Origin of the sequence: Petrotoga mexicana DSM 14811 (assembly GCF_002895565.1) — a bacterium.
In the GTDB taxonomy this organism is placed as follows: Bacteria; Thermotogota; Thermotogae; order Petrotogales; family Petrotogaceae; genus Petrotoga; species Petrotoga mexicana.
On sequence record NZ_AZRN01000021.1, the window covers coordinates 55,455 to 78,240 of the forward strand.

Consider the following 22,786-nt stretch of genomic DNA (forward strand, 5'->3'; position numbering starts at 1 on the left):
GTGAAAAAAATAAAAGCAGATGTTATAGTGGTTGGAGCTGGAGGAGCTGGATTAAGAGCCGCTTTGAGTGTAAAAGAAACAAATAAAGATTTGAATGTAAAAGTTATAACAAAAGGTGAAAGGTTAAAAGATAGTATCACAGCCACTTCTTACTCTGATCGCATGGCTTTCCATGCTACCTTGGATACTACTGAGCCTGGAACTGAAGATTCATGGAAATATCATGCTGATGATATTTTTAAAATTGGTGGAATGGTATCCGACAAAATTTTAGCTGAAGTTTTAGCAAAAAACTCAAAAGATGCCTTTGAGTACCTGGATAAACTCGGCGTTCCTTTTGTGAAGGAGAATGGAAAGGTTAAACAATTTAGAACCGATGGATCTCAATACGCCAGAGCATGTTTTACTGGACCTGATACCGCTGTTCAAATAGCTCAGATTCTTTCAAAAGAAGCTGATAAACAAAAAATCGAAGTTATAGAAAATGTTATGTTTCAAGATATTTTGTTAGATGAAGAAAATAAAGTTAAAGGCGCTTGGGGAATCAATACGATTACTAACGAATATTTTTTCTTTGAAACCCCTTCTATAATATTAGCTTGTGGAGGTCCAGGACAAGTTTATTCTGAAAGTTTATACCCTAAAGAAGCAACGGGGGATTGTCATGCTGCCGCTCTACGATGTGGGGCAGAACTTGTAAATATGGAATTTATTCAAATAGGTTTGTCATCAAAAAAAACTAAAATTGCTTGTTCAGGCAGTTTCATGAGATCTTTACCTAAGATAACTAACAATTTGGGAGAAGATGTAATACTTAAATATTATAAAAATAAATACGATCCAAAAAAATTAATATCTATTCTTTTCTCCAAAGGATGGAGTTGGCCATTATCATACGACGAAGAATCTCATATAATCGATGTAGCCGTAGCAAAGGAAATTTTGGACGGTCGAAAGATTTTCTTGGATTATACTTTCAATCCAGAATTTTTCTCAAAAGGTTCAATTCCTGAAGAAATTATAAATTGGTACAAACAAGAAATTAACGTGAATTTATTTGATCAAAAATTTTATTCTAATCCTTTAAAGAGATTAAAAAGTATAAATAAAGAAGTATGTGAATTACTAAAAACAAAGGGGCTCGACATCGATACCGAAAAGAAAATAGAAATATTTCCTGCAATCCAACATTTCCAAGGAGGCATAAAGATAAATGAAAGAGCTGAGACCAATATAAAGGGGCTTTATGCTTGCGGAGAAGCTGCTGGTGGTCAACATGGTGCAAATAGGCCCGGTGGAAATTCATTACTTGACACACAGGTTTTTGGAAAGATAGCAGGACAAAATGCAGCCCTTTATTCTTCTCAAGTTAATATTTCAGAATTAAGCGATGAAGAAATGAAAAATCTCCAAATAGAAAATGCAAAATTCTCTGATGAAACTGGTAAGAAAAACATTATAAGAGAAGAAATTAGGACACTTATGAGTGAAAATGCTTCTGTTATCAGATCAGAGAAAAAATTATTAGAAACTTTTGATGTTATATCTAATATCTCTAACAAAGAAATACTCAACTCAAGTAAAAACCTAAAAGATTATTTGGAAACATGCAATATTCGTTTGCTTTCTCGAGTTTTGTTGAAATCTATGTGTGAAAGGAAAGAGAGTAGAGGCCCACATTTGCTTTTTAAAAATCCAGAAACTTTAGAACTTTATCCAAGAGATGATGAAAATTGGGCATACCGCTATATCGTCGTAAAATTGGAAAATGACAATATTAGTTGTTCTATTAGAAAGTGTCGTTAGATAAAACGAACTATTAACAAATAATTAAATAATCTAAAATGATTAGGAAGAATTTCTAATAGGTATAAAAGTACTCCAAGAGGTAAAGTATAATGTTGAAGGCATTAAAAGTTAGTTAACAATACAGGTTTTAGAGTTTCTAAAGTCACTAAAATACCACGAATGAGGAGGATTCCATGGATAAATTAAAAGTGATGGAACGAATTATAAATGTTGGAATAATTGCTGTAGTAAGAGCTGATTCTCCTGAAGAAGCCTTGAAAATTGCCGACGCTGTTAGAAAAGGTGGTATCGAGGCCATTGAGATCACGATGACTGTTCCTGGAGCGAATGATGTTATCAAAGAACTGAAAAAGGTATATTCAAAAGGAGAAATTCTTATAGGTGCAGGAACTGTTCTTGATCCTGAAACAACGAGAATTGCTATGTTAGCTGGAGCAGAATTTTTTGTAAGTCCATATCTAAACAAAGAGATGGTAAAAATGTGCAATAGATATCAAAAAGTTTCTATGGCTGGAGCTATGTCAATAAAAGAAGTTGTAGAAACTATGGAAGTAGGTGCCGATTTTGTTAAATTGTTTCCAGGTAGTGCTTTTGGCCCTTCAATAGTTAAGGCGATTAAAGGACCTCTTCCTCAAGCACCGATAGTTCCTACAGGCGGTGTGAGTCTCGAAAATGTAGGAGATTGGATAAAGGCTGGCTGTGTTGCAGTTGGCGTTGGAGGAGAATTAACAAAAGGTGCAAAGTCGGGAGACTATGCGCTTGTCCAAGAAACAGCAAAAAAATTTGTTGAAGCCATAGCAATGGCAAGATAATTTTCAAGAATACAATAAATATTTGAAAGGAGATATTGTAATGGCTAGCAAAATTGTTACTTTTGGTGAAATTATGATGAGACTTTCTCCCCCAAATTATTTCAGATTTGTTCAAACAGATTCTTTTGAAGTAACTTACGGTGGCGGTGAGGCCAACGTTGCCGCTTCTCTTGCCAATTATGGAGAAAATGCTTATTTTGTGACAAAAGTTCCAGGCAACCCGATAGGGCAATCGGCAATAAATCATCTTCGGCGATATGGGGTAAAAACTGATTATATAGTTCGAGGTGGAGAAAGATTAGGTATTTATTTTCACGAATTTGGAGCATCTCAAAGACCTTCTTTAGTCATTTATGATAGAAAATATTCATCTTTTGCAGAATCTCAACCTACAGAATACAAATGGGAAAAGTTTTTAGATGAGGCAAAGTGGTTTCATTTTACAGGGATAACACCTGCATTGAGCGAGAATGCGGCACAGGCATGCCTTGATGCGGTGGAAACAGCAAAAAATAAAGGAATTATTGTTAGTTGTGATTTGAATTATAGGAAAAAACTGTGGTCACCACAAAAAGCAAACGAAGTGATGTCAGAACTTATGAAATATGTCGATATAGTCATAGCGAACGAGGAAGATGCAGAAAAGGTATTCAATATAAAAGCTAAAGATTCTGATGTGGCCAAAGGCAATCTAAAATTAGACGATTATAAAGATGTGGCCAAGCAAATTTTTGATAGGTTTGATTTGAAAGGAGTCGCTATAACGTTAAGAGAAAGCTTTTCTGCTTTTGATAATGGTTGGTCAGGCCTATATTATGATGGCAGCAAATTTTATTGCTCCAAAAAATATCAAATTCACATAGTTGATAGAGTAGGGGGAGGAGATTCCTTTGCTGGAGGGTTGATATATGCATTAATAAACAATTACGCTCCTCAAGAGGCAATAGAATTTGCTACAGCTGCCTCATGTTTGAAGCATTCTATAATCGGAGATTTTAACCACGTTACAGTAGAAGAAGTGAAAACTCTAACAAAAGGAGATTCCACAGGCAGGGTTCAAAGATAGACGAAAATGCTATCAAATAAAACTACAAAATCGAAAGGGCTTCAAAGTCCTTTCGATTCTTAAAATTTGTGATATAATCAAATTTGGTATTTTATAGATAGGAAGGTGAAAATCTATTCAAACTATCAGAAAAGTTCTGGAGGTATTAGATTATATAGTCTATTCACCAAAACCAGTTAATGTAACAGAAATTGCAAGAGAGTTTGATATGTCTATATCTAATGCTTATAAGTACTTAGACGACTTGCACAAAGGAGGCTTGTTGTCAAAGAATAGCGATAAATCGTATTTCCCGAGCTTTAAACTTGTGGAGTATGGAAGTATTATCTTAAAAAAAATAAATCTTAGAGAGATTGCACATCCACACCTAGTTGATTTAATGGTGAAAACAGGTCAAACAGTGCATCTGGCTATTAAAGAAGGCTATGAAGGAATATATATAGAAAAGATAGAAGGCCCTAATTCTTTACCAATGATGTCAAGGATCGGAATGAAGATGAACCTTTATGCAACAGGATTTGGAAAAGCTATTTTGGCGCATTTACCTGAAAAGGAAATAGAAGAATATCTGGAAAATGCGGAGTTGAAAAAAAGGGGTAAAAACACGATTACTGATCCTAATGAATTGAAAAATGAACTTAAGAAAATAAGAGAAAGAGGGTACGCAGTAGATAACGAAGAAAACGAAACCGGGATCTTTTGTATAGGGGCACCTATTTTTAATTACGATAAAAAAGTTATAGCGGGTGTAAGTATTTCGATGAGTACCTCTCGAGCCGAAGAGGAAAAAGTAGATGAATACATCCGCTATGTCAAAGAATGCGCCGAAAATATTTCAAAGTTGTTGGGGTATAAAGGTTAAGGTTTTTCAGGTATTTCTCTAAAAGGTTCAACGATAATGGTTTCATAATTTTTATACAACCACATTCCTGGTTTTGCTCCTTTTGGTTTCCATACGTTTTTTCTTTGAGTGTAATCAACCGCTACATTGGAAGACATTTTTGCTTTAGAAAATGTGGCAGCGATTTTTGCTGCGTAATCTATTACTTCTTCTGGTATTTCTTTACCAGAAGATTTTATTATTGTATGAGAACCTGGGATCTCATGTGTATGAAGCCAGATGTCGGCTTGTGCGGCTGATCTTGTTAATTCATCGTTCTGCTTGTTATTTTTCCCAACTAGTATTTCAAACCCTTTGTAATTAAATTTCCGAAAAGTTGTTTTTACTTTTCTTTCCCTTTTAGATTTTTTGTTTTCACTTATCAGTCCTATATCTTTCATTTCTTCTTTTATCTCTATTAAGGTTTCAATTTCTTCTGCGGAAGAGATTGTTTCAAATAACTGATTGTAATATTCGAGTTCGTTATTCACTTTTTTTATTCTTTTTTTAGCATGCTCGACTCTTGACTTTGTTCTTTTTATATTTTTATACAGTTTTTCCAAGTTTTGCGTTGGTGATAAAAGGGGGTCTATCTCTATTGTGACCTCCTCACCGGTATTCCAATCGGTTACTGTAAAGTATCTTTCACCTTTTTTTATTTTGTAGAGATACGTTTGAAGAAGTTCTCCCTTTTTTTCTAAATCCATTAGACTTTTTTCTTCATTTAAATCTTGTAATATTTGTTCTTTTGTCTTTTCTAATCTGTCAATTTCACTTTTTACCCTTTTTTCCAAATCCCTTTTTATTTCCAATAGTCGTGATTGATTAGCCCTTTCTTGAAAGACTTTGAGCAATGCCTCTGATGGTTTTAATCCCTCGTATTTAAAATTATTCGGGGTTATTGCGGAGAAATCATATGTGTTCCCCTCTTTGAAGTAAAAAAGATAAGGCTTTTTGAGGTCTTTTACAGCTCTTTGGATACCTATTTCTTTCAAAAACCCTGTTGATTTTTTAGAAAATCCCATGAGTCTATCATAATCAATATTTTCAATGTTTTCTATATTTACTTCCAATATATTTATTTGAGAATCATCGTAGTAAGGTAGGTATTTAACTCCTGGAATTATGGGTCTAAATTCTTTATAAACCCTTTTTAAAGATTCTTCTACTTTATTATCTTCGTTAACGAGTATTACGTTGGAATTTCTTCCCATTAATTCAAAAAATAGCTTATATTTTCGCATAGTAGAGTTTTCTTGATCGTAGCTTTCAATTTCAAAGAACCCTATCCTGTCTAAACCTAACTGTTCGACATTTATCACTCTTCCGTTTCTTATTTTTTTTCTTAAAAACTGAGCAAAGTTTGCTGGTTGTATGGGTACGTTTGGTTTTTGAGAAAGTAAGATCACATATGAAGGGCTTTTTAATGAAAGAAGTACAAAACTTTGAGAAAACTGAATTAACACTTGGGTTTTTATAGGTTGATATATATTTTTAATTCTATCCCCCACAATGTTGTCTTTTATTTCTTTCAATACTTTATGTAATACCAAACCATCAAAAGGCAAGCAAGACACCTCGGTTTATTTAAAATATAGATCTAACGCCCCTTCGCCCGAACATTAAGGGGTAAACCCCTTAAGATCCCTAAGTTCAAAATCAAACTTTATTTTAAAAAAGCTTTTTGCACAAGGCTGCAAAGGAGCAAGCCCCTTAAAAACCCTAAATTCAAGGTCAAAATCATTTAAAACATAATTTGCATACTGCAGCAAACGCAGCCCACCCATAAGGATAAAAGAGTTTTTATTTCTCTCTGAACAGCCCCATTCATTAAGAACACAAAAGAGGCAAAACAATCTAAGCCTCTTTTGTGTTTTGTAAAAATCTATGAAATTAAAATTCTACGCTGCTGAACCTTTCTTTCCTTTATCCATAAAACCAACTATCAAAGCAATAATACCAACGATAATGTCTATCCACGCATGCCAATTTGGCATGGTTGCAACACTAAAACCAGCAATAGCCATTATTACAAGGTAAATCCCAACAACTATCAACCATGGTTTAGACATACTACCCCCTCCTTATACACTCAACTTTACACAAAATTAGCCGATAATTTCAAAGGAAACATAATGATAAAAATATAAGTTGAACAAATTTATCGGCTTAAACCCTAGTAAAATGATAAGATATATATGTTACCGATATAATAACATTAGAATAATTTTAGTTTAACAACGAAAATTATTCTACTTTTAAGGTTTTCTAATTTGTGATATAATATCGCAAGTATGATAAAAATGCAAATCTGCACTCATTATACTTAGGAGGTCCCCTTGTGAAAAAAAATTATAAAGCTCTATTCTTGTTGTTACTATTTATCTTGTCTGGGATTTATTCTTTAGCCTCTACTGTCCTAATTTTAAATTCGTATAATCCAGGTTTATCTTGGTCAGATAGGGAATTAGAGGGTATAAATTCAATTTTAGAAGATGAAGAAAGTATAAATATATATGTAGAATATCTTGATAGCAAAAGGTTTGGTGATGATAATAGCTTAAACATATTCAAAGAGTACTTTGAAAGAAAATTTGGTGGTTTTACATTTGATGTCGTTATTGCACTGGATAATAACGCTTTTGATTTTGTTTTATCTAATTATGAATCACTTTTTTTGGGGATTCCTATAGTATATACTGGGATCAATTACTATCAAGAATACGATTTGAGTAAATTAGACTTTGTAAGCGGTATCGTAGAGATTCATGATATAAAAGAAACATTAGAATTAGCTCTAGATCTTCATCCAACCACAAAGAATGTTTATGTAGTTGTTGATAATCAGACAAAAACAGGTGAGCTTTTTAAGCAAGAAGTGGAAAATGATATAACACCTCAATTTAAGGGTATTAATTTTATCTTTCTTACAGATTCATTGGATCAAATAAAACAAGAGCTCGATACACCTTTGAAAAACTCGATAGCGCTTCTTTTGGCTTTTAGTAAAGATATTTATGGAAATTTTTATGATTATACCCAAGTAGAAGAATATATGGGAGAATTTGAGAAGCTTCCCATTTATACTACCTCAAGCGTTTACATGGGCAACAACGTAGTAGGAGGTAAAATTACCAGCGCATACGATCAAGGGCGGAAAGCTGGAGAGATAGCAATAGACTTATTAAGCGGAGTTGATATTAAAGAGTTGCCAAGAATTTACTTCCCAGATAATAAATACGTTTTTAACTTTCCTGCCTTAGAAAGATTTGGTATTTCAATCAAGAGCCTACCAGTAAATTCAACAATCCAGAACAAACCTCCTTCTTTTTATGAAAATTACCCTATTATTTTTTGGATAATAATGATTCTAGTGCCTTTTTCCATTATATTTATATATATTCTAAGAGAAGATAATTTAAAACTTTACTCTCTTTTGAATGAATTAAATGAGGCAAAGGAAGAAGCTCAAAGTTATAATGAAGAACTTACCGCAGCAAATGAACAATTAACCTCCTACAACGAAGAGTTGATGTCACAAAATGAGGAAATAGAGAGTAGTTATCAGGAGATAGAACAACTGAATAATAAAATAATACATCTATTGGAAATTATCTCAGAAGTAGGAGATGAAAAGGTAAAAGTTAAAGATTTTTTTCAGAAATTTTTAAATACTTTAATCATAGAAATCCCAGAAGCTGATTATGGCAGTGCCTCGATAATAGAAGGAGATAGTTGGAGATTTTTAGCTACGTTGGGTCATGATATTAACGGTTTAAAAAGTTTAGACCTTAAAAAAAGTTATGCTTTTATCGTTGAAGAATCTAAGGTACTTGATAGCGTACTTTCATTGGATGAAGAAAGAATGCCTAAAGATGTATTAAACTTAATGTACAAATTTACCAAACCAATAAAATTTACTCTACTAAAAACAATAAAAATAGATGAAAACCGGGATTTGAATATTTCACTTGACATTAAAAAAGGTAGCGATGAGAATTTTTCTGAAGAATCAGTTAAATTTTTTGATTCCTTGTTAAATGTGGCAAAAATGTTTTTTGTCAACAGATTAAGAACGCAAGAGATTAAAAATGCTTATACAACCTTTGCAAGCAAGCTTTCAATATTAGCAGAATCACACGATGAAAACAGTAAGAAACATATTTACCGTGTGAGTGAATTATCTGCTTTTTTTGCCGAAAAATTAGATTTACCCAAAGAACAAGTTGAAAAGATAAGAGACTTTTCTTCCCTTCACGATGTGGGGAAACTTTTTGTTCCTGCCGAGATACTAAACAAACCTGGTAAACTAAACGAAAAAGAATGGGAAGAAGTAAGGAAACATCCGCTATATGCCGATAATTTGTTGGATGATCCATATTTTGAAACAGCAAGAAAAATTGCCCTTTATCATCACGAACATTACGATGGCTCTGGGTATCCTTTCAGATTAAGGGGTGAACAGATCCCCATTGAAGCTCAGATTGTTGGCTTAGTAGATGTATACGATGCATTGAGATCAAAAAGAAGTTATAAAAAAGCTTTCTCGCATAGAGAGGCTATTGAAGTATTGTTACACGGGGATAACAGAACAAAACCAGAACATTTTAACCCAAAACTCTTAGAAATATTGAAAAGATACGAAAAAGACATAGAAGAAATGTATAAAAACTATGAAGAATAAAAAAATTTTTAATCGGAGGTGCTAAAATGGAAAAATCAAAAATCGACTCAAAAACAAAAAAACATTTATTAAATTTCCAAAAGGCCGAGATAACGGAACATATGATTTATAAAAGGTTAGCTGGATCTACTAAAGATCCTAAAAATAAAAAAGTCTTAGAAAGCATAGCGAATGAAGAATTAAAACATCACGATTTTTGGAAAAGTTATACGAACGAAGATGTAAAACCAAATTACATAAAAGTTATATTCTATTTCATTCTTTCTAAAATACTTGGATTAACCTTCAGTTTGAAGCTTATGGAAAAGGGTGAAGAAAGGGCTCAGATCTCCTACGAAGATGTTTCCGGCGTAGTCCCAGAAGCAAAACAGATTGAGGAAGAAGAAGATAAGCATGAACAGGAACTTTTAGGAATGATAGAAGAAGAAAGATTGAATTATGTGGGATCGATTGTGCTGGGTTTAAACGATGCATTGGTCGAATTGACTGGTGCATTAGCTGGTTTGACCTTTGCCCTTCAAAACGGAATAATAATAGCTACATCTGGATTAATAACAGGGATAGCTGCATCATTGTCAATGGCGGCATCCGAGTATCTATCAAAAAGAGCAGAAAACGATGAAAGAGCATTAAAATCAGCAGCTTACACGGGAATCGCATATATAATTACCGTATTTTTTTTAATTCTTCCTTATTTGTTAATGCCAAATAAATATTTTTTAAGTTTAATTATAACTTTACTAACAGCTGTTATAATAATATTAGTTTTCAATTTTTATATCTCTGTAGCAAAGGATCTAAACTTCAAAAGTAGATTTCTTGAAATGGCAGGGATAAGTTTAGGTGTTGCAGGATTAACCTTTTTTATAGGCTTCATCGTTAGAATCACCTTGGGCGTTTCAATTTAACCTGATACATATTTCAAAGGGGGAGTTTGCATTGAAAAGAATCAGCACCAAGATTATTTTATCTTCAACCTTGTTGGTGATCGTCTTGGTAACCGTTATAAGTTTTGTATCAATTTTCAGATCCACTTCTCTTTTAGAAGAATACTCACTAAGCGGGGTAGAAAATTTAACTGCGAGTCTTGCATCTGATCTAGTTTCACAAATAAGTATTATCGAAATAGTCGTGGATAATTATAGTGACTCTGCCTTTTTGGGATTTGATCCTTTTATAGCAAGTTTTTCTAATGCTGAAGTGATAAAGTTTTTGGATAGAGCTAAGGATGTACCCAAGAATTTTTCGCAAAAAATAGAAGGTAATGCAACCTCTTTTATAGTTTTCAATCCAGATATGTTAAGGACAAAAGAATTGTACTCCCTTTACTACATTGAAGGCGAAGATAAAAGTTTAGAAAATGAATATATAAAATTAGACGATACTTTTAACCTGGAAAATAAAAAATATCAGTGGTTTTTTGAAGCAAGGGACAAAGGTGAAGGTGTTTGGACCGATATATACTTTGACGAATATTTACAGACTAACGTAATTACTTATTCTGTTCCTTATTTCGATCCAGAAGATGGGACTTTTGTTGGTGTTGCTGGGATGAGTTTTCCATTGGAATATTTTGCCAACCTCATTCAAAAAGATTTAGGATACGAAAAAGCATATGCCTACTTAGTAGATGATAATTTTAATGTAATTTCTCATCCTCTTTATGAATCTGGAAAGAGTATAGAAGGTGAAATAACAGATTACTTAGAAACAATAAGCTCCAATACAGAAGGGACTTTTGTAGAAAGACTAAATGGCGAAGAGTTTTTAACGAGTTATTCCAAGCTATCCAATGGCTGGATTTTGTTCCTAAATTTACCTCAGAGTGAAATATACAGTGAGATAAATAGTTTAACGTTGCTTATAATCCTAATAACCATAATAGGAGTTATTGTAGCAATAGTAGTCGCCTACTTTGTTGGAAAAGGTATTTCAAAACCAATAAAAGATTTTTCAAACGTTTTATTAAAATTCGGGGAAGGAAATTTGGATGTAAAATTCGAAAGCAAGTCCAAAGACGAAGTGGGTGAAATGGCTAAATCGTTCAGTAAGATGCGAGATAACTTAAAAGATACGATTGAAAGCATAAAAGATGTTTCTAACAGAGTTGAAACATCTTCAAAAGAATTAAAAGAAACCTCGCAAAAATTCAAAAATTCGGCAGAAGAAGTTCTCGACGAAGCAAAAAATATAGAGTTAATTTCGGAAGATAGTGCCTCTTCAGTTGAAGAGATTACATCCGGTATTGAAGAAATTGCCTCTTCAGCACAAAGTTTATCTTCCGCTGCACAAGAGTTATCCAATTCAGCTGAAATGACACAAAGCCAAGCTAATATAGGAATGGAAAGTATTCACAATATAGTAAAGAAAATAGAAGTTGGTGTAGAGCAATCCAAGGAAGCAGAAGAAAATGTTTCAAAACTTTTGGAAAAAGCAGAAAATATTGAAAATATTATTCAAACTATAAATTCCATAACCGAACAGACGAACCTGTTAGCGCTGAACGCAGCGATAGAAGCTGCAAGGGCTGGAGAAGCGGGAAGAGGATTCGCTGTTGTAGCAGATGAAATAAGAAAATTGGCAGAAGAAAGTGGTAAAGCAACGGACAAAATCGGCAACATTTTAGAGGACCTAAAAAAAGGTACAAACAATGTTAACGATGTAACCAATAAAACCGTAAATACTATTGCAGAAATAAATGATGAAGCCCTCAAGGTTCGAGAACAATTTGAAGGTATATTAGGTGAGATAAACGGGATGATTTCAGGGGTAGAAAACGTAACTGCTAGTTCGCAAGAGCAAAGTGCCAGTACGCAAGAGATGAGTTCTTCTATGGAAAGAATAGCTAGAACGGTAAATGAAACTAGCGAAAAAATTAAAGAAATTAAGATGTTGATGCAAAGTCAGTCTGAAAACGCTGGTTCACTTAATGAAAGAGCTCAAGAATTAGAAAAACTTTCTCAAAATCTCAACTCAGCCATTTCAAAATTCAAAATGAGTGTTGAATAAGATATCTTAGAAATAAATGTGGGTAGGAAGCGAAGCAAAAGGGGTAAAGTCTCCTTTATCCTCATGGGTGGGAAGCGGGGCGAAGGGGCGCTAAAACAGGTTTTAGAGGTTCTAAAGACTAAATAGAAAACAAGAGGGAGGAAAAAATAAAATAAAGAAATTATCAATTATCCTCAACTTTTTGATTTTAGTTGCTTTATTCACCTTTGGAGAAACAACGATAAGTGTAAAAAGTCCTTTAGATGTTTATACTGAAATCTATGAAACTGTGCCTTTTTATCGATTTGTAAACTCTACAGAAGGAATAGGGCAGGATTATATCAAAGAATTACTTTCAACGACGTTAGAATCTACGAATACAAATATTCAGAATTTTTTAAATGCTCCGATGGTATTTTATTCGGATAAAGACTATTCGTTCGGCGAATTATTTAATCCGAACTATTTTAACCTTCTATTTGACATGATCGTTAATTCGAAAAGTATTGCCATATACTCTGCCGAATACGAAGTTTTCGATGAAATCTTTACAAAGATCTTTGGTGCTAATAAAGTAAGCAATGACCTATACACCTTAGAAGAAAAAAATTTTGCTGTTCAAAAAAATGATGAGGGCATCTTTCTGAACATGGAACCGACAACCTATAATAATAATTCAAAGGGTTTAGTATCTGGCTCGCTGGAAAATATTTTAAATGAAAATAAACCGTGGGATTTTTACATTACCGTTGAATCGAGAACCTTAAAGGCAACATTTGAGTCTAAAGACTATAGAGGTACCAAGAAAAATTTTGATTTGACACTTTTGGAAAACAAGAAATTGTTTGGAGAAGTTTTGAACATACAAATGTTAAATAAAAACGATTTTCAATCGTATTTTGAAAAATTTTTAACCCCTTTGGACGAGGAAAGCATAAATGTTATAGGATTTATCGCCAATATTATCAAAGAAGAAGAGTTTATAGCCGTTAGTTCACAAAGCATAAGTAATAACGAACTAAACTTATTCTTTGAAGCATCAATTGATACTTCAAAGCTCAAAGAATTTGCAGAAGCACGAAATCTGGAAGAAGGAAAGATTGGAACTTATAATTATTATCTTTGGTCTAATCAAAGTGTAGAAAACCAAGTTTACCTTTATTTTGTAGAAGATGAATTCATATTTTCAAACGTTTTACCCGATAAGATGCATGTCTATTTGTCGGAAATATCTCGATTTAAAAACACAAAATATTATAGAGAAATTGAAAGAAAAGAAGAACTCGATAATCTATTAATTTTAGATATTTCAAATTACTTATCAAAGAATTTTTATGGTTCTTTAGATAGCTGGTTAATAAAAGAAGAATACGATAATGATGGGATGTATACAGTAGAAATAAAAATAAGATAAAAAAATTATAGTTTAGAAAGTTTGATTCGAAAGGAGTGCATTATTTATGCTTTTTGGACTGATAGACAAGAATAAAAGTTTACTTAAAAAATATTCAAAGATCGCAAATAAAATAAATGAATTGGAAGAAAGCGTGAAATCTCTCAGCGACACTGAATTATCTGGTAAGACCTTGGAATTTAAAAACAGGTTAAAACAAGGTGAGAGTTTGGATGATATCTTACCCGAAGCCTTTGCTGTCGTAAGAGAAGCCTCACGAAGAACAGTAGGCATGCGGCATTTCGATGTACAGTTAATGGGAGGCATAGCTTTACATGAGGGTAAGATAACCGAGATGAAAACTGGGGAAGGAAAGACTTTAGTTGCAACCCTTCCAATATATCTAAATGCCTTAACAGGAAAAAATGTTCATCTGGCTACACATAATGATTATCTGGCTAAAAGAGATGCGAATTGGATGGGACCGGTTTATGAGTATCTAGGTTTGAGCGTAGGATACATTCAAGCCAACATGGACAAAGAAGATAGAAAAAAAGCGTATCAAGCTGATATAACTTACGGAACTGCTAATGAGTTTGGATTTGATTATTTAAGGGATAATTTAGTTTACGAAAATACCGACAAAGTTCAAAGAGGCCATTACTTTACAATAGTTGATGAAGCTGACTCCATTTTAATAGATGAAGCAAGGACACCGTTAATCATTTCGGGTCCTTCGGATACTCCCTCCGAACTTTACAGAAGATTTGCCTCTTTGGCGAAGAGATTCATAGTCGAAAAAGATTACACTATCGATGAAAAACAAAAGACTTTGGCATTAACTGAAGAAGGGATAAGCAAGGCAGAAAAACTGTTATCCGTCGATAATTTATACGATCCAAGCAACATTAAGTATTTGTTTCATCTTTTGAACGCCTTAAAAGCAATAAATTTTTTCAAAAGAGATAAAGATTATATCGTTCGCGATGGAGAAGTTGTCATCGTTGATGAATTTACAGGAAGATTGTTAGCTGGAAGAAGGTATTCAGAAGGATTGCACCAAGCTATAGAAGCAAAAGAAGGAGTAAAAATAAAAGAAGAGAGTGTAACCTTTGCCACAATAACTTTCCAAAATTATTTTAGGATGTACGAAAAATTATCAGGTATGACTGGAACTGCGAAAACTGAGGAAGACGAGTTCAAAGCGATCTACAACACGGAAGTTGTTGTTATCCCTACCAACGAACCTGTTATTAGGGAAGATAAAAACGATTTAATTTTTAAAACCCAAAAAGAAAAATATCAATCAATAATTGATGAAATAGAAAAGCGTAACCAAAAAGGTCAACCCGTATTAGTTGGAACTACATCCATTGAAAACAGTGAAATCATAAGTGAACTACTGAAAAAAAGAGGAATAAAGCATGAAGTTTTGAATGCAAAATACCACGAACGGGAAGCAGAAATTATCGCTCATGCAGGAGAAAAAAACGCCGTTACCATAGCCACGAATATGGCGGGTAGAGGTACCGATATTAAATTGGGAGAAGGGGTCAAAGAGCTTGGAGGTCTTTTTGTTTTAGGTACAGAAAGACATGAAAGCAGAAGAATAGACAACCAATTAATAGGAAGATCTGGTAGACAAGGGGATCCTGGTGAATCAAGATTTATTATCTCTTTTGAGGATGATGTATTACGATTGTTCGGTGGGGACAGAATGAAAAACATGATGACCGCCTTAAAAATAGAAGAAGGTCAACCCATTGAACATAAAATGCTCAGTAAAGTTATTCGGGATGCACAAAAGAAAATTGAAGGAATACACTTCTCGATAAGAAAAAGATTGTACGAATTCGACTCTGTAATGGACAAACAAAGATCTGTAATATACAACCATAGGGATTGGATCCTTGAACAAGGCAACTATGATGATCACATAAAAGAAATCTTTACGGATGTTGTGGAAAGAATAGTGGAATCCTCATGGGACGAAGTTGAAGAAAAATACAACAAAAGTAGTATTTCAGAAAAGTTGAAACAATATTTAATAATTTCTGACATAAAGGGGAACACGCGTGAGGAAATAGAGGATGAAATTTTTGATTTACTTTGGAAAAGATATCAATACAAAAAAGAAGAGTTTGGAGAAGATTTTAATAAAGTCGCAAAATTTGTTATGTTAAGAATAATAGATGAAAAATGGAGGCACCATTTAGATTCTATCGAAGCGCTAAAGGAAGCTGTAGGATTAAGATCGTATGGTCAAAAAGACCCTGTTATGGAATTTAAAAAAGAATCGTATATACTTTTTGACCAGATGGTTGACAGTATATATGACGAAATAGTCAATTATTTAATGAGAATAGCAAAAGTAGTTCCAGAAAAAGAAGAAAGGGAAGCAAAAAGAATATACGCCAGCTTGAACTTTGTACATAACAACGTATCAGCGGTTGATGAATCGAACGATAATGGGAGATCTAAAAGTAAAAATATCACTAAACCATCCAACAAGATTAAAAAAAGGTATAAAGTTAAGAGATAGTAATTGAAACCATTTTTAAGAGGTGATCAGATGATAGAGTACGAAACGAAGGTTAAAATAGATGAATTGAAAGAAAACTTTGAAGATTTAAAAGGAATTTTTGATATAGATAAAGCAGAAGAAGAAGTTAAAAAACTTGACAAAGAAATGATGGAGCCAAACTTTTGGAATGATCAGAATAGAGCCAAAAAGGTCTCCAAAATGGCACAAAATTTAAAAGATGAAATAGATGAATTCAAAAAATTGGAGAACGATTTTGAGGAATTAGAAATAGCGGTTGAATTATCAGAGGATGATCCATCAATGACCGCCCAAGTTGAAGCAATTTTAAAAGTTATTGAAAAAAAGATCGGTTCTTTTCGATTAAGGATGTTATTATCCGAAGAATATGATGACGCAAATGCATTTCTTAGCCTACATCCTGGTGCGGGAGGAACAGAATCGCAGGATTGGGCATCTATGCTATTGAGGATGTACACTCGATGGGCAGATAAAAATAATTATGACATTGAAACTATAGACTTTCAAGAAGGAGACGAAGCAGGAATAAAAAGCGCAACCATAAAAATTTCAGGTCCCTATGCTTACGGTAAATTAAAGTATGAAAGTGGTGTACATCGACTAGTGAGAATTTCTCCATTTGACGCCAATGGAAGAAGGCACACTTCTTTTGCATCGATATCTGTGATGCCAGAATTTGATGAAAATGTTGAGATAGAAATAAATCCAGATGATCTGAAAATAGATACGTATAGATCAGGTGGAGCAGGGGGCCAACATGTTAATAAAACAGATTCAGCAGTAAGGATTACTCATTTACCAACAGGTATAGTTGTAGCGGTACAAAACGAGCGTTCACAACATCAAAACAAAGCCACCGCTTTAAAAATTTTAAAGGCAAAATTATATGAGTTAGAACATCAGAAAAAATTAGAAGAAAGATTAAAATTACGTGGGGAAGTAAAGGATATTTCCTGGGGTAATCAGATTAGATCTTATGTTCTTTATCCATATACTTTAGTTAAAGACTTAAGAACAGAGTATGAAACCTCTAACGCTCAAGCTGTATTGGATGGAGAAATAGATGAATTCATAGAAGAAGAACTGTTATTTTTTGCAAAATACAAGTGATAAATTAATTTGTTTTTCAGCGAAAGAGGTGTATAATAATAGTAAGAAAATACGATGATTTTCATAAAAGTGTAATGGTGGAGGAAGTCTTATCTTATTTGATAACTAAAAAAGACGGCATTTATGTTGATTGCACTGCTGGTGAAGGTGGACATATAAAAGCTATTTTAGAATTCACTGATAAGATGGCTAGAATAATTGGAGTCGATGTGGATTATGAGGTCTTGGAAATCGCAGAACAAAGGTTAAAAGACTTATCGGATAACGTAGTATTGATTAAATCATCTTATAAAGATATAGACATGGTTTTGAGAGGTTTAGGTATTGATAAAGTTGATGGTTTTTTAATGGATTTAGGGGTTTCTACCTTTCAGTTAAAAGGTGAAAATAGAGGATTTTCTTTTACTAAAGACGAACCGTTAGACATGAGAATGGATAACCAAGCGAAAAAAGATGCAGCGTACATAGTTAACAATTATTCACAAGAAGAACTCAGACGCATCATTTTTGAGTATGGGGAGGAAAAAAGGTTTGCTCACAGTATTTCAAAAAGCATTGTAAGAAACAGACCTATAAATACCACACAAGAATTAGTAAACGCTATTAGAAAAGGACTACCTAGTACGCAAGTTTACGAAAGGCACAGACATTTTGCCACCAAAACTTTCCAAGCTCTGAGAATAGAAGTTAATGAAGAATTAAAAAATATCGAAGAAACCCTTGCTAAATTTGAAAATTTTTTAAAGGTTGGAGCAAGAGTAGCTGTAATAACCTTTCATTCACTGGAAGATAGGATTGTCAAAAATTTTTTCAAAAATAATGAAAAATATGATTTTCTCACTCCCAAACCTATTTTACCTACGCAAGAAGAAATTAAAAACAATCCAAGAAGCAGGAGTGCCAAATTGAGGGTGGCTGAGTATGTAGGGGCTTAAAGAATGACAAGAGTTAGGGGGAGTTTTTATGGAAAGAAGTACGTTCGCAAAAAGCAAAGGAATAGAAAAGACTAAATCTAAAGTCAAGTCTGTCGATATAGTTATAATCATTTTAGTTTTCTTGGCCTTTTTAACTGTTGGCATTTGGCTTACCATCTTTCTTAATTTCGGTAAAAATATTGAGAATTATAAATCCATAATAGCCCAATCCCAGATGGAGCTTAACAATATGGAATCACAGATATCTGCCTTAGATAGCCAAATAGACAAATATATCGAGATCTTAAATATTATGGAGAAATAATCGACTTATGAAACACAAATGGTTAATCTTTACCTTCCTTTTTCTTTCAGGATATGTTTTTCTTATTATCCTTACTTTTGTGTATAATAACTCTCTGGCACAGGACTTTAACGAATTTTCAGCTTCATTAGAAAACAATAAATATTCACAACTTGTGGATTCTAATGGAAATATGATTGTATATAACCAAGAAAAATATGAAGCTTGGATAGATTTAGATTTTATGAAATCACAAAACGACTTTAAAAAAAATAAATATATACTGAATCAAAGGTTTAGTGAGGAACAAATAGAAAACATAAAATTTTTAAAATGGGGAACATATGATACCTATGAAGAAGCTTATATCGATCTGGGAATTTTAAACAAATACTCTAGAATATACCCTGTTACTCAACGTGTTTACAATGAATTGTTCTCTCTTGATTTACTAATTGGAAAAGCGAATAAAGCCTCCTATGGAATCGAACCTTTTTTATTAGATAATGGAATTTTAAATAGTCAAAAAACAACAAGTTTAAGTATAGATTTGAAAATGCAACAAATAGCATATGAAGAACTTCTAAATACTGTAAAAAAAGAATCCGCAGAAGGCGGAGTTATTGTTATTATGGAGAGTAAAACAGGTAAAATTAAATCGAGTGTTTCGCTTTATCCTTGGAATATTGCTTATATGGGGTATATAGAACCAGGTTCTACACTTAAACCACTGTTAATCTCTACAGCGCTCGATGAACATATAATAAATCCTAACGATAAATTTTATTCTGGCTACGAATACTACCCTACAGGCAAAAAAAACTTTAAGGTGACCGAATCCCAAGGCTATGGAATGGGAGAAATCGGGCTCAAAGAAACTCTATCCTATTCCTCAAATATAGCGATAGCACAGATAATGGGAAAAATACTTGAAGAATTTTCTAATCAATGGCTTTATCAGAAACTTTTAACCTATGGTTTTGGGAAAAAAACAGGGATAGAATTCAAAGGAGAAATCAACGGAGTAGTCCCTTATCCGGATGATTGGTATGAAATAACCCCTTTTCAGATTGCTTTAGGTCAAGGGATTGGGATTACACCTATACAGTTAGTATCAGCTTTCAACATAATTCCTAACGGTGGAAAGTATGTACAACCAACTTTTTTAGAAGAAAAAGAAATCTCAGAAAGACAAGTTATATCTGAACCTACCGCTAAAATGGTAAAAGATTGGTTGAGTTATACAGTCATAGAAGGAACCGCACAAAAAGCCTATAAGGAAGGTTTAAGAATAGGTGGAAAGACTGGTACAGCCCAAAAGGCGGAAAGTGGCATAGGATACGTTGAAGGTAGCTATTATTCGTTGTTTGTTGGTTTTTATCCTGTTGTTGATCCCATATATACTGCTGTAGTTGTTATCGATAATCCTAAAGAAGAATTTTATGGTGGAGAAGTAGCTGCACCTGTTTTAACTAACATTTTTTATAGATATGCTAAAGAAAGTAACACAATCCAAAATCAAAAAGTTTTTTATAAAGATATTATGCCAGATTTGATTGGTTATCCTATAACCGAAGCTTACAACGTCCTGTTGAACTTAGGAATAAAAGAAAACAATGTAATAATCACTGGTAATGGGGACACCGTTGTTTCACAATCTATCCCACCATATAAGTATCTAAATGATCAAGAAGTCATTCAACTTCACACAATCGACTGAAGGAGAGTTAACGTTGCAAAAAATATTAATATTGGGAAACTCTACTATACAAAAAAGGCTTACAATCGAAGAAATTATTAAGAAATCCCCAAACGCTGAAATAGTTACCTTATCGCCAGAAAATTATGTAGATGAAGACATCAACAACCTTTTTACTATGGGGAGTATCTTTTCCACAAACAGAATCATAGTAATTACAGATTTCAATTCTTTCAAAATCCCCTATCAAGAAAAGATATCTTCCTTACTGAAACATTATGAAAATACTTTTGAAGGCACACTCATTTTGGATATTCAAAAGGAAAATAAATATCTAAAAGAAATAAATTTTGATAAAAAAATAGAGACAATGATTCCTCCCCCTTGGAAAGATGAACTGTGGATAGAAATGCTTAAAGATTTTGCAAACAAGTTAAGCAAACAATTAAATGATGAAACAGCCGAGAAAATAATACAATTTGTGGGGAAAAATGAGGATTTGTTGTATGAAGAAATTAAAAAACTTTCCATATATTCCGATATGGAAATTATATCTATAAAAGATGTTGAAGATGTTTCTACTTATTTTTCTACAGCGAATTACGAAGAACTTTGCTATGATTTAGCAACAAAGAAATTATCAAATTCCCTAATAAAGCTGCAGTCGATTGTAAAATCTTCTTCATTCTCCCCAATTGCCCTAGCAAATTATTTATATAAATACTTTTTGGATCTATATGCCGTGATACTAAATGGGGAAAGAAAGACTAATTACAATTGGTCTGAAGTTATGAAAATCAGTAAAGAAAGCATGGTTTCACAACAACGAGTAGCTTCCTTCTTAGGATTCAATTTTAAAAACGACAAAGTAAAAAAAATTAATGTTGAGAAACTCTACTCCCCTACTTCTATAGAAAAAATAATAATATATATAGAAGAATTGGATAGATCCTTAAAAACAGGTGGTGAACCAAAAGTACTCTTCCCAAAATTATTTGAAGAAATATGTTCAGCGTAACTATGATTAACACTTATCTACAATACTACTTATGGATTGAGGTATTTTTATCACAAAAGTTGTCCCTTTACCTAATTTTGATTTTACATCTATACTTCCTTTGAGCATTTCAAGATTCTTTTTCACAATTGCTAAACCCAAACCGCTTCCCGGCTTATCTTTAGAAACTCTAAAAAATGGTCTAAATATGTCTTTTAACTTATCTTCTGGAATCCCAGCCCCTGTATCTTTTACCTCGATTACAAAATGTTTTGTATGGCTTTCGTAACCTACACGGATATCTATTGAACCTTCTGTGGTGTATTTCATTGCGTTCCCTATTACATTTACAAGGATCTGATTTAATTTAGTTTCATCCGTTTCAATATCTACCGGAATATCAACGGGAAAATTAAGGTTTATTTCAACATCAGGGGATGCTGTGGGCTCTAACATTGATAAAACCTCATACAATAACTTTTTTAAATTTAATTTTTCTAAATTCAATCTCTTCTCTCTATTCAATTTGTTGAAAGTTGAAATATCGTCTAAAAGTGCGTTCATATGCTTAGCAGAAAATAGCATCTTTTTTACTATATTTTTTATCTCCTCTTCCTTTAAATCTTCGTTGTTCAATATAGTTTCAGCAAATCCTACAATCGAAGTCAAAGGTGTTCTCAACTCATGACTAATAAAACTCAAATAATTAGAATTCGTTTCTACTGTTTCTTTTTCTGAATCCCGTAAGATTTTCAAAGTCAAAAATATAGATGCTAAATTGCTGAACATTCTAAGCATTTTTTTTGAATTATCATCGAAAGAGTCAACATGGAAGCTGTCTATATATATATGCCCGATTACACTGTCTTTATTTTTTAAAGCGGAAATTAAAGTAACCATTTGGTTTGTTTCTTTATGCAATTTTTTGCTGATTTTGTACAAATCGGTTTCAGGGGAATTGTAATCCAAAATATTCTGGACCTCTATTAAATCTCTATCCATATGGTTACTTACGTATGATTCGTTGAAAGGAACAACCATTTCTTTAATTAAATCTTCATCGTAACCAATTCCAACTATAGCTTCATATAATGCTCCCCTAATTAGCCAAATAGAACCACATTCAGCTTCAGGTATGATCTTTATAGCAATTTTTAAAAGCTTTGTTAGAAAGTCTTTTTCGCTTTCGTCCCAATTTATTTCTTGCAAAAGATCTACCATTTCTTGAAAAGTTTCCATAAAAAATTCTTTTTCTATTTCTTTCTGCATTTTAATATAATCCCCCCCTCATTAATTTTGTAAACCATCTGTCACCTCTATTATATCACAAATTAAACAAATAGAGTATTAATTATTCAAAAATAATAATATCGTATAAACTTTAAAAAAAACTTAAAAAAGCGAACGTTAAACGTTCGCTTTTTTAAAATATGGCGGGGACGACGGGACTCGAACCCGCGAGCACCGGTGTGACAGACCGGCATGATAACCAGCTTCACTACGTCCCCATCTTCTGCTCAATTATTTTATCACAAAAATTCCACTTTGTAAAGCCCCCACAAAGAAT

The 22,786-nt window shown here is 33.0% G+C and carries 17 protein-coding genes and 1 tRNA gene; 14 read left to right on the forward strand and 4 right to left on the reverse strand.

Features of this window, described 5'->3' with window-relative positions:
• The 4 genes from X927_RS05455 to X927_RS05470 all read left to right on the forward strand — a co-directional run bounded on the left by X927_RS05455 (position 1) and on the right by X927_RS05470 (position 4,549).
• Complete coding sequence (locus X927_RS05455) at positions 1-1,806, forward strand: FAD-binding protein (RefSeq protein WP_103077088.1); 1,806 nt, start codon at positions 1-3, stop codon at positions 1,804-1,806.
• A 176-nt stretch (positions 1,807-1,982) separates the two neighbouring features.
• Positions 1,983-2,621: a bifunctional 2-keto-4-hydroxyglutarate aldolase/2-keto-3-deoxy-6-phosphogluconate aldolase gene (locus tag X927_RS05460; RefSeq protein ID WP_103077089.1), complete on the forward strand. Its 639-nt coding sequence runs from the start codon at positions 1,983-1,985 to the stop codon at positions 2,619-2,621.
• A 40-nt stretch (positions 2,622-2,661) separates the two neighbouring features.
• Positions 2,662-3,687 carry a sugar kinase gene (locus tag X927_RS05465; protein ID WP_103077090.1) on the forward strand — a complete coding sequence of 342 codons (1,026 nt, stop codon included), beginning with the start codon at positions 2,662-2,664 and terminating at the stop codon, positions 3,685-3,687.
• Positions 3,688-3,823: 136 nt separating this feature from the next.
• The gene (locus X927_RS05470; RefSeq protein WP_281255688.1) at positions 3,824-4,549 is read left to right on the forward strand and encodes an IclR family transcriptional regulator; all 726 of its coding nucleotides are present in this window, start codon (positions 3,824-3,826) and stop codon (positions 4,547-4,549) included.
• Here the strand turns inward: X927_RS05470 and X927_RS05475 are convergent.
• Both X927_RS05475 and X927_RS10180 read right to left on the reverse strand, forming a co-directional pair.
• On the reverse strand, positions 4,546-6,135 hold the full coding sequence (locus X927_RS05475; protein ID WP_169925152.1) for an Rqc2 family fibronectin-binding protein: 1,590 nt from the start codon (positions 6,133-6,135) through the stop codon (positions 4,546-4,548). The genes X927_RS05470 and X927_RS05475 overlap by 4 nt on opposite strands.
• Positions 6,136-6,468: 333 nt before the next feature.
• The gene (locus tag X927_RS10180) at positions 6,469-6,639 is read right to left on the reverse strand and encodes a hypothetical protein (RefSeq protein ID WP_158584850.1); all 171 of its coding nucleotides are present in this window, start codon (positions 6,637-6,639) and stop codon (positions 6,469-6,471) included.
• A 269-nt stretch (positions 6,640-6,908) separates the two neighbouring features.
• On the opposite strand from X927_RS10180, the gene X927_RS05485 reads away from it, so the two are divergent.
• The 10 genes from X927_RS05485 (at position 6,909) to X927_RS05530 (ending at position 21,240) form a co-directional block, all read left to right on the forward strand.
• Complete coding sequence (locus tag X927_RS05485) at positions 6,909-9,251, forward strand: HD domain-containing phosphohydrolase (RefSeq protein ID WP_103077094.1); 2,343 nt, start codon at positions 6,909-6,911, stop codon at positions 9,249-9,251.
• A 26-nt stretch (positions 9,252-9,277) separates the two neighbouring features.
• The gene (locus X927_RS05490; RefSeq protein WP_103077095.1) at positions 9,278-10,159 is read left to right on the forward strand and encodes a VIT1/CCC1 transporter family protein; all 882 of its coding nucleotides are present in this window, start codon (positions 9,278-9,280) and stop codon (positions 10,157-10,159) included.
• Positions 10,160-10,190: 31 nt separating this feature from the next.
• Positions 10,191-12,260, forward strand: coding sequence for a methyl-accepting chemotaxis protein (locus X927_RS05495; RefSeq protein ID WP_103077096.1), 2,070 nt, complete (start codon positions 10,191-10,193; stop codon positions 12,258-12,260).
• 181 nt (positions 12,261-12,441) lie between these two features.
• Positions 12,442-13,653 (forward strand): hypothetical protein, encoded by a 1,212-nt coding sequence (locus tag X927_RS05500; protein ID WP_103077097.1) that lies wholly within the window; start codon positions 12,442-12,444, stop codon positions 13,651-13,653.
• 46 nt (positions 13,654-13,699) lie between these two features.
• Positions 13,700-16,174 (forward strand): preprotein translocase subunit SecA, encoded by a 2,475-nt coding sequence (gene secA / locus X927_RS05505; RefSeq protein WP_103077098.1) that lies wholly within the window; start codon positions 13,700-13,702, stop codon positions 16,172-16,174.
• Between the two features lie 30 nt (positions 16,175-16,204).
• Positions 16,205-17,305, forward strand: coding sequence for a peptide chain release factor 2 (gene prfB, locus X927_RS05510; RefSeq protein WP_103077099.1), 1,101 nt, complete (start codon positions 16,205-16,207; stop codon positions 17,303-17,305).
• 38 nt (positions 17,306-17,343) lie between these two features.
• Positions 17,344-18,240, forward strand: a complete 897-nt coding sequence (gene rsmH / locus X927_RS05515) for a 16S rRNA (cytosine(1402)-N(4))-methyltransferase RsmH (RefSeq protein ID WP_103077100.1) — start codon at positions 17,344-17,346, stop codon at positions 18,238-18,240.
• Between the two features lie 28 nt (positions 18,241-18,268).
• Positions 18,269-18,544 (forward strand): hypothetical protein, encoded by a 276-nt coding sequence (locus X927_RS05520; protein ID WP_103077101.1) that lies wholly within the window; start codon positions 18,269-18,271, stop codon positions 18,542-18,544.
• A 7-nt stretch (positions 18,545-18,551) separates the two neighbouring features.
• Positions 18,552-20,243 (forward strand): penicillin-binding transpeptidase domain-containing protein, encoded by a 1,692-nt coding sequence (locus X927_RS05525; RefSeq protein WP_103077102.1) that lies wholly within the window; start codon positions 18,552-18,554, stop codon positions 20,241-20,243.
• A 13-nt stretch (positions 20,244-20,256) separates the two neighbouring features.
• Positions 20,257-21,240, forward strand: a complete 984-nt coding sequence (locus X927_RS05530; protein WP_103077103.1) for a DNA polymerase III subunit delta — start codon at positions 20,257-20,259, stop codon at positions 21,238-21,240.
• 6 nt (positions 21,241-21,246) lie between these two features.
• Here the strand turns inward: X927_RS05530 and X927_RS05535 are convergent, their stop codons facing one another.
• Together X927_RS05535 and X927_RS05540 are read right to left on the reverse strand one after the other, a co-directional pair.
• Positions 21,247-22,488: a GAF domain-containing sensor histidine kinase gene (locus X927_RS05535; protein ID WP_103077104.1), complete on the reverse strand. Its 1,242-nt coding sequence runs from the start codon at positions 22,486-22,488 to the stop codon at positions 21,247-21,249.
• Positions 22,489-22,650: 162 nt separating this feature from the next.
• A tRNA-Asp gene (locus tag X927_RS05540) sits at positions 22,651-22,727 on the reverse strand.
• Between the last annotated feature and the right edge of the window lie 59 nt (positions 22,728-22,786).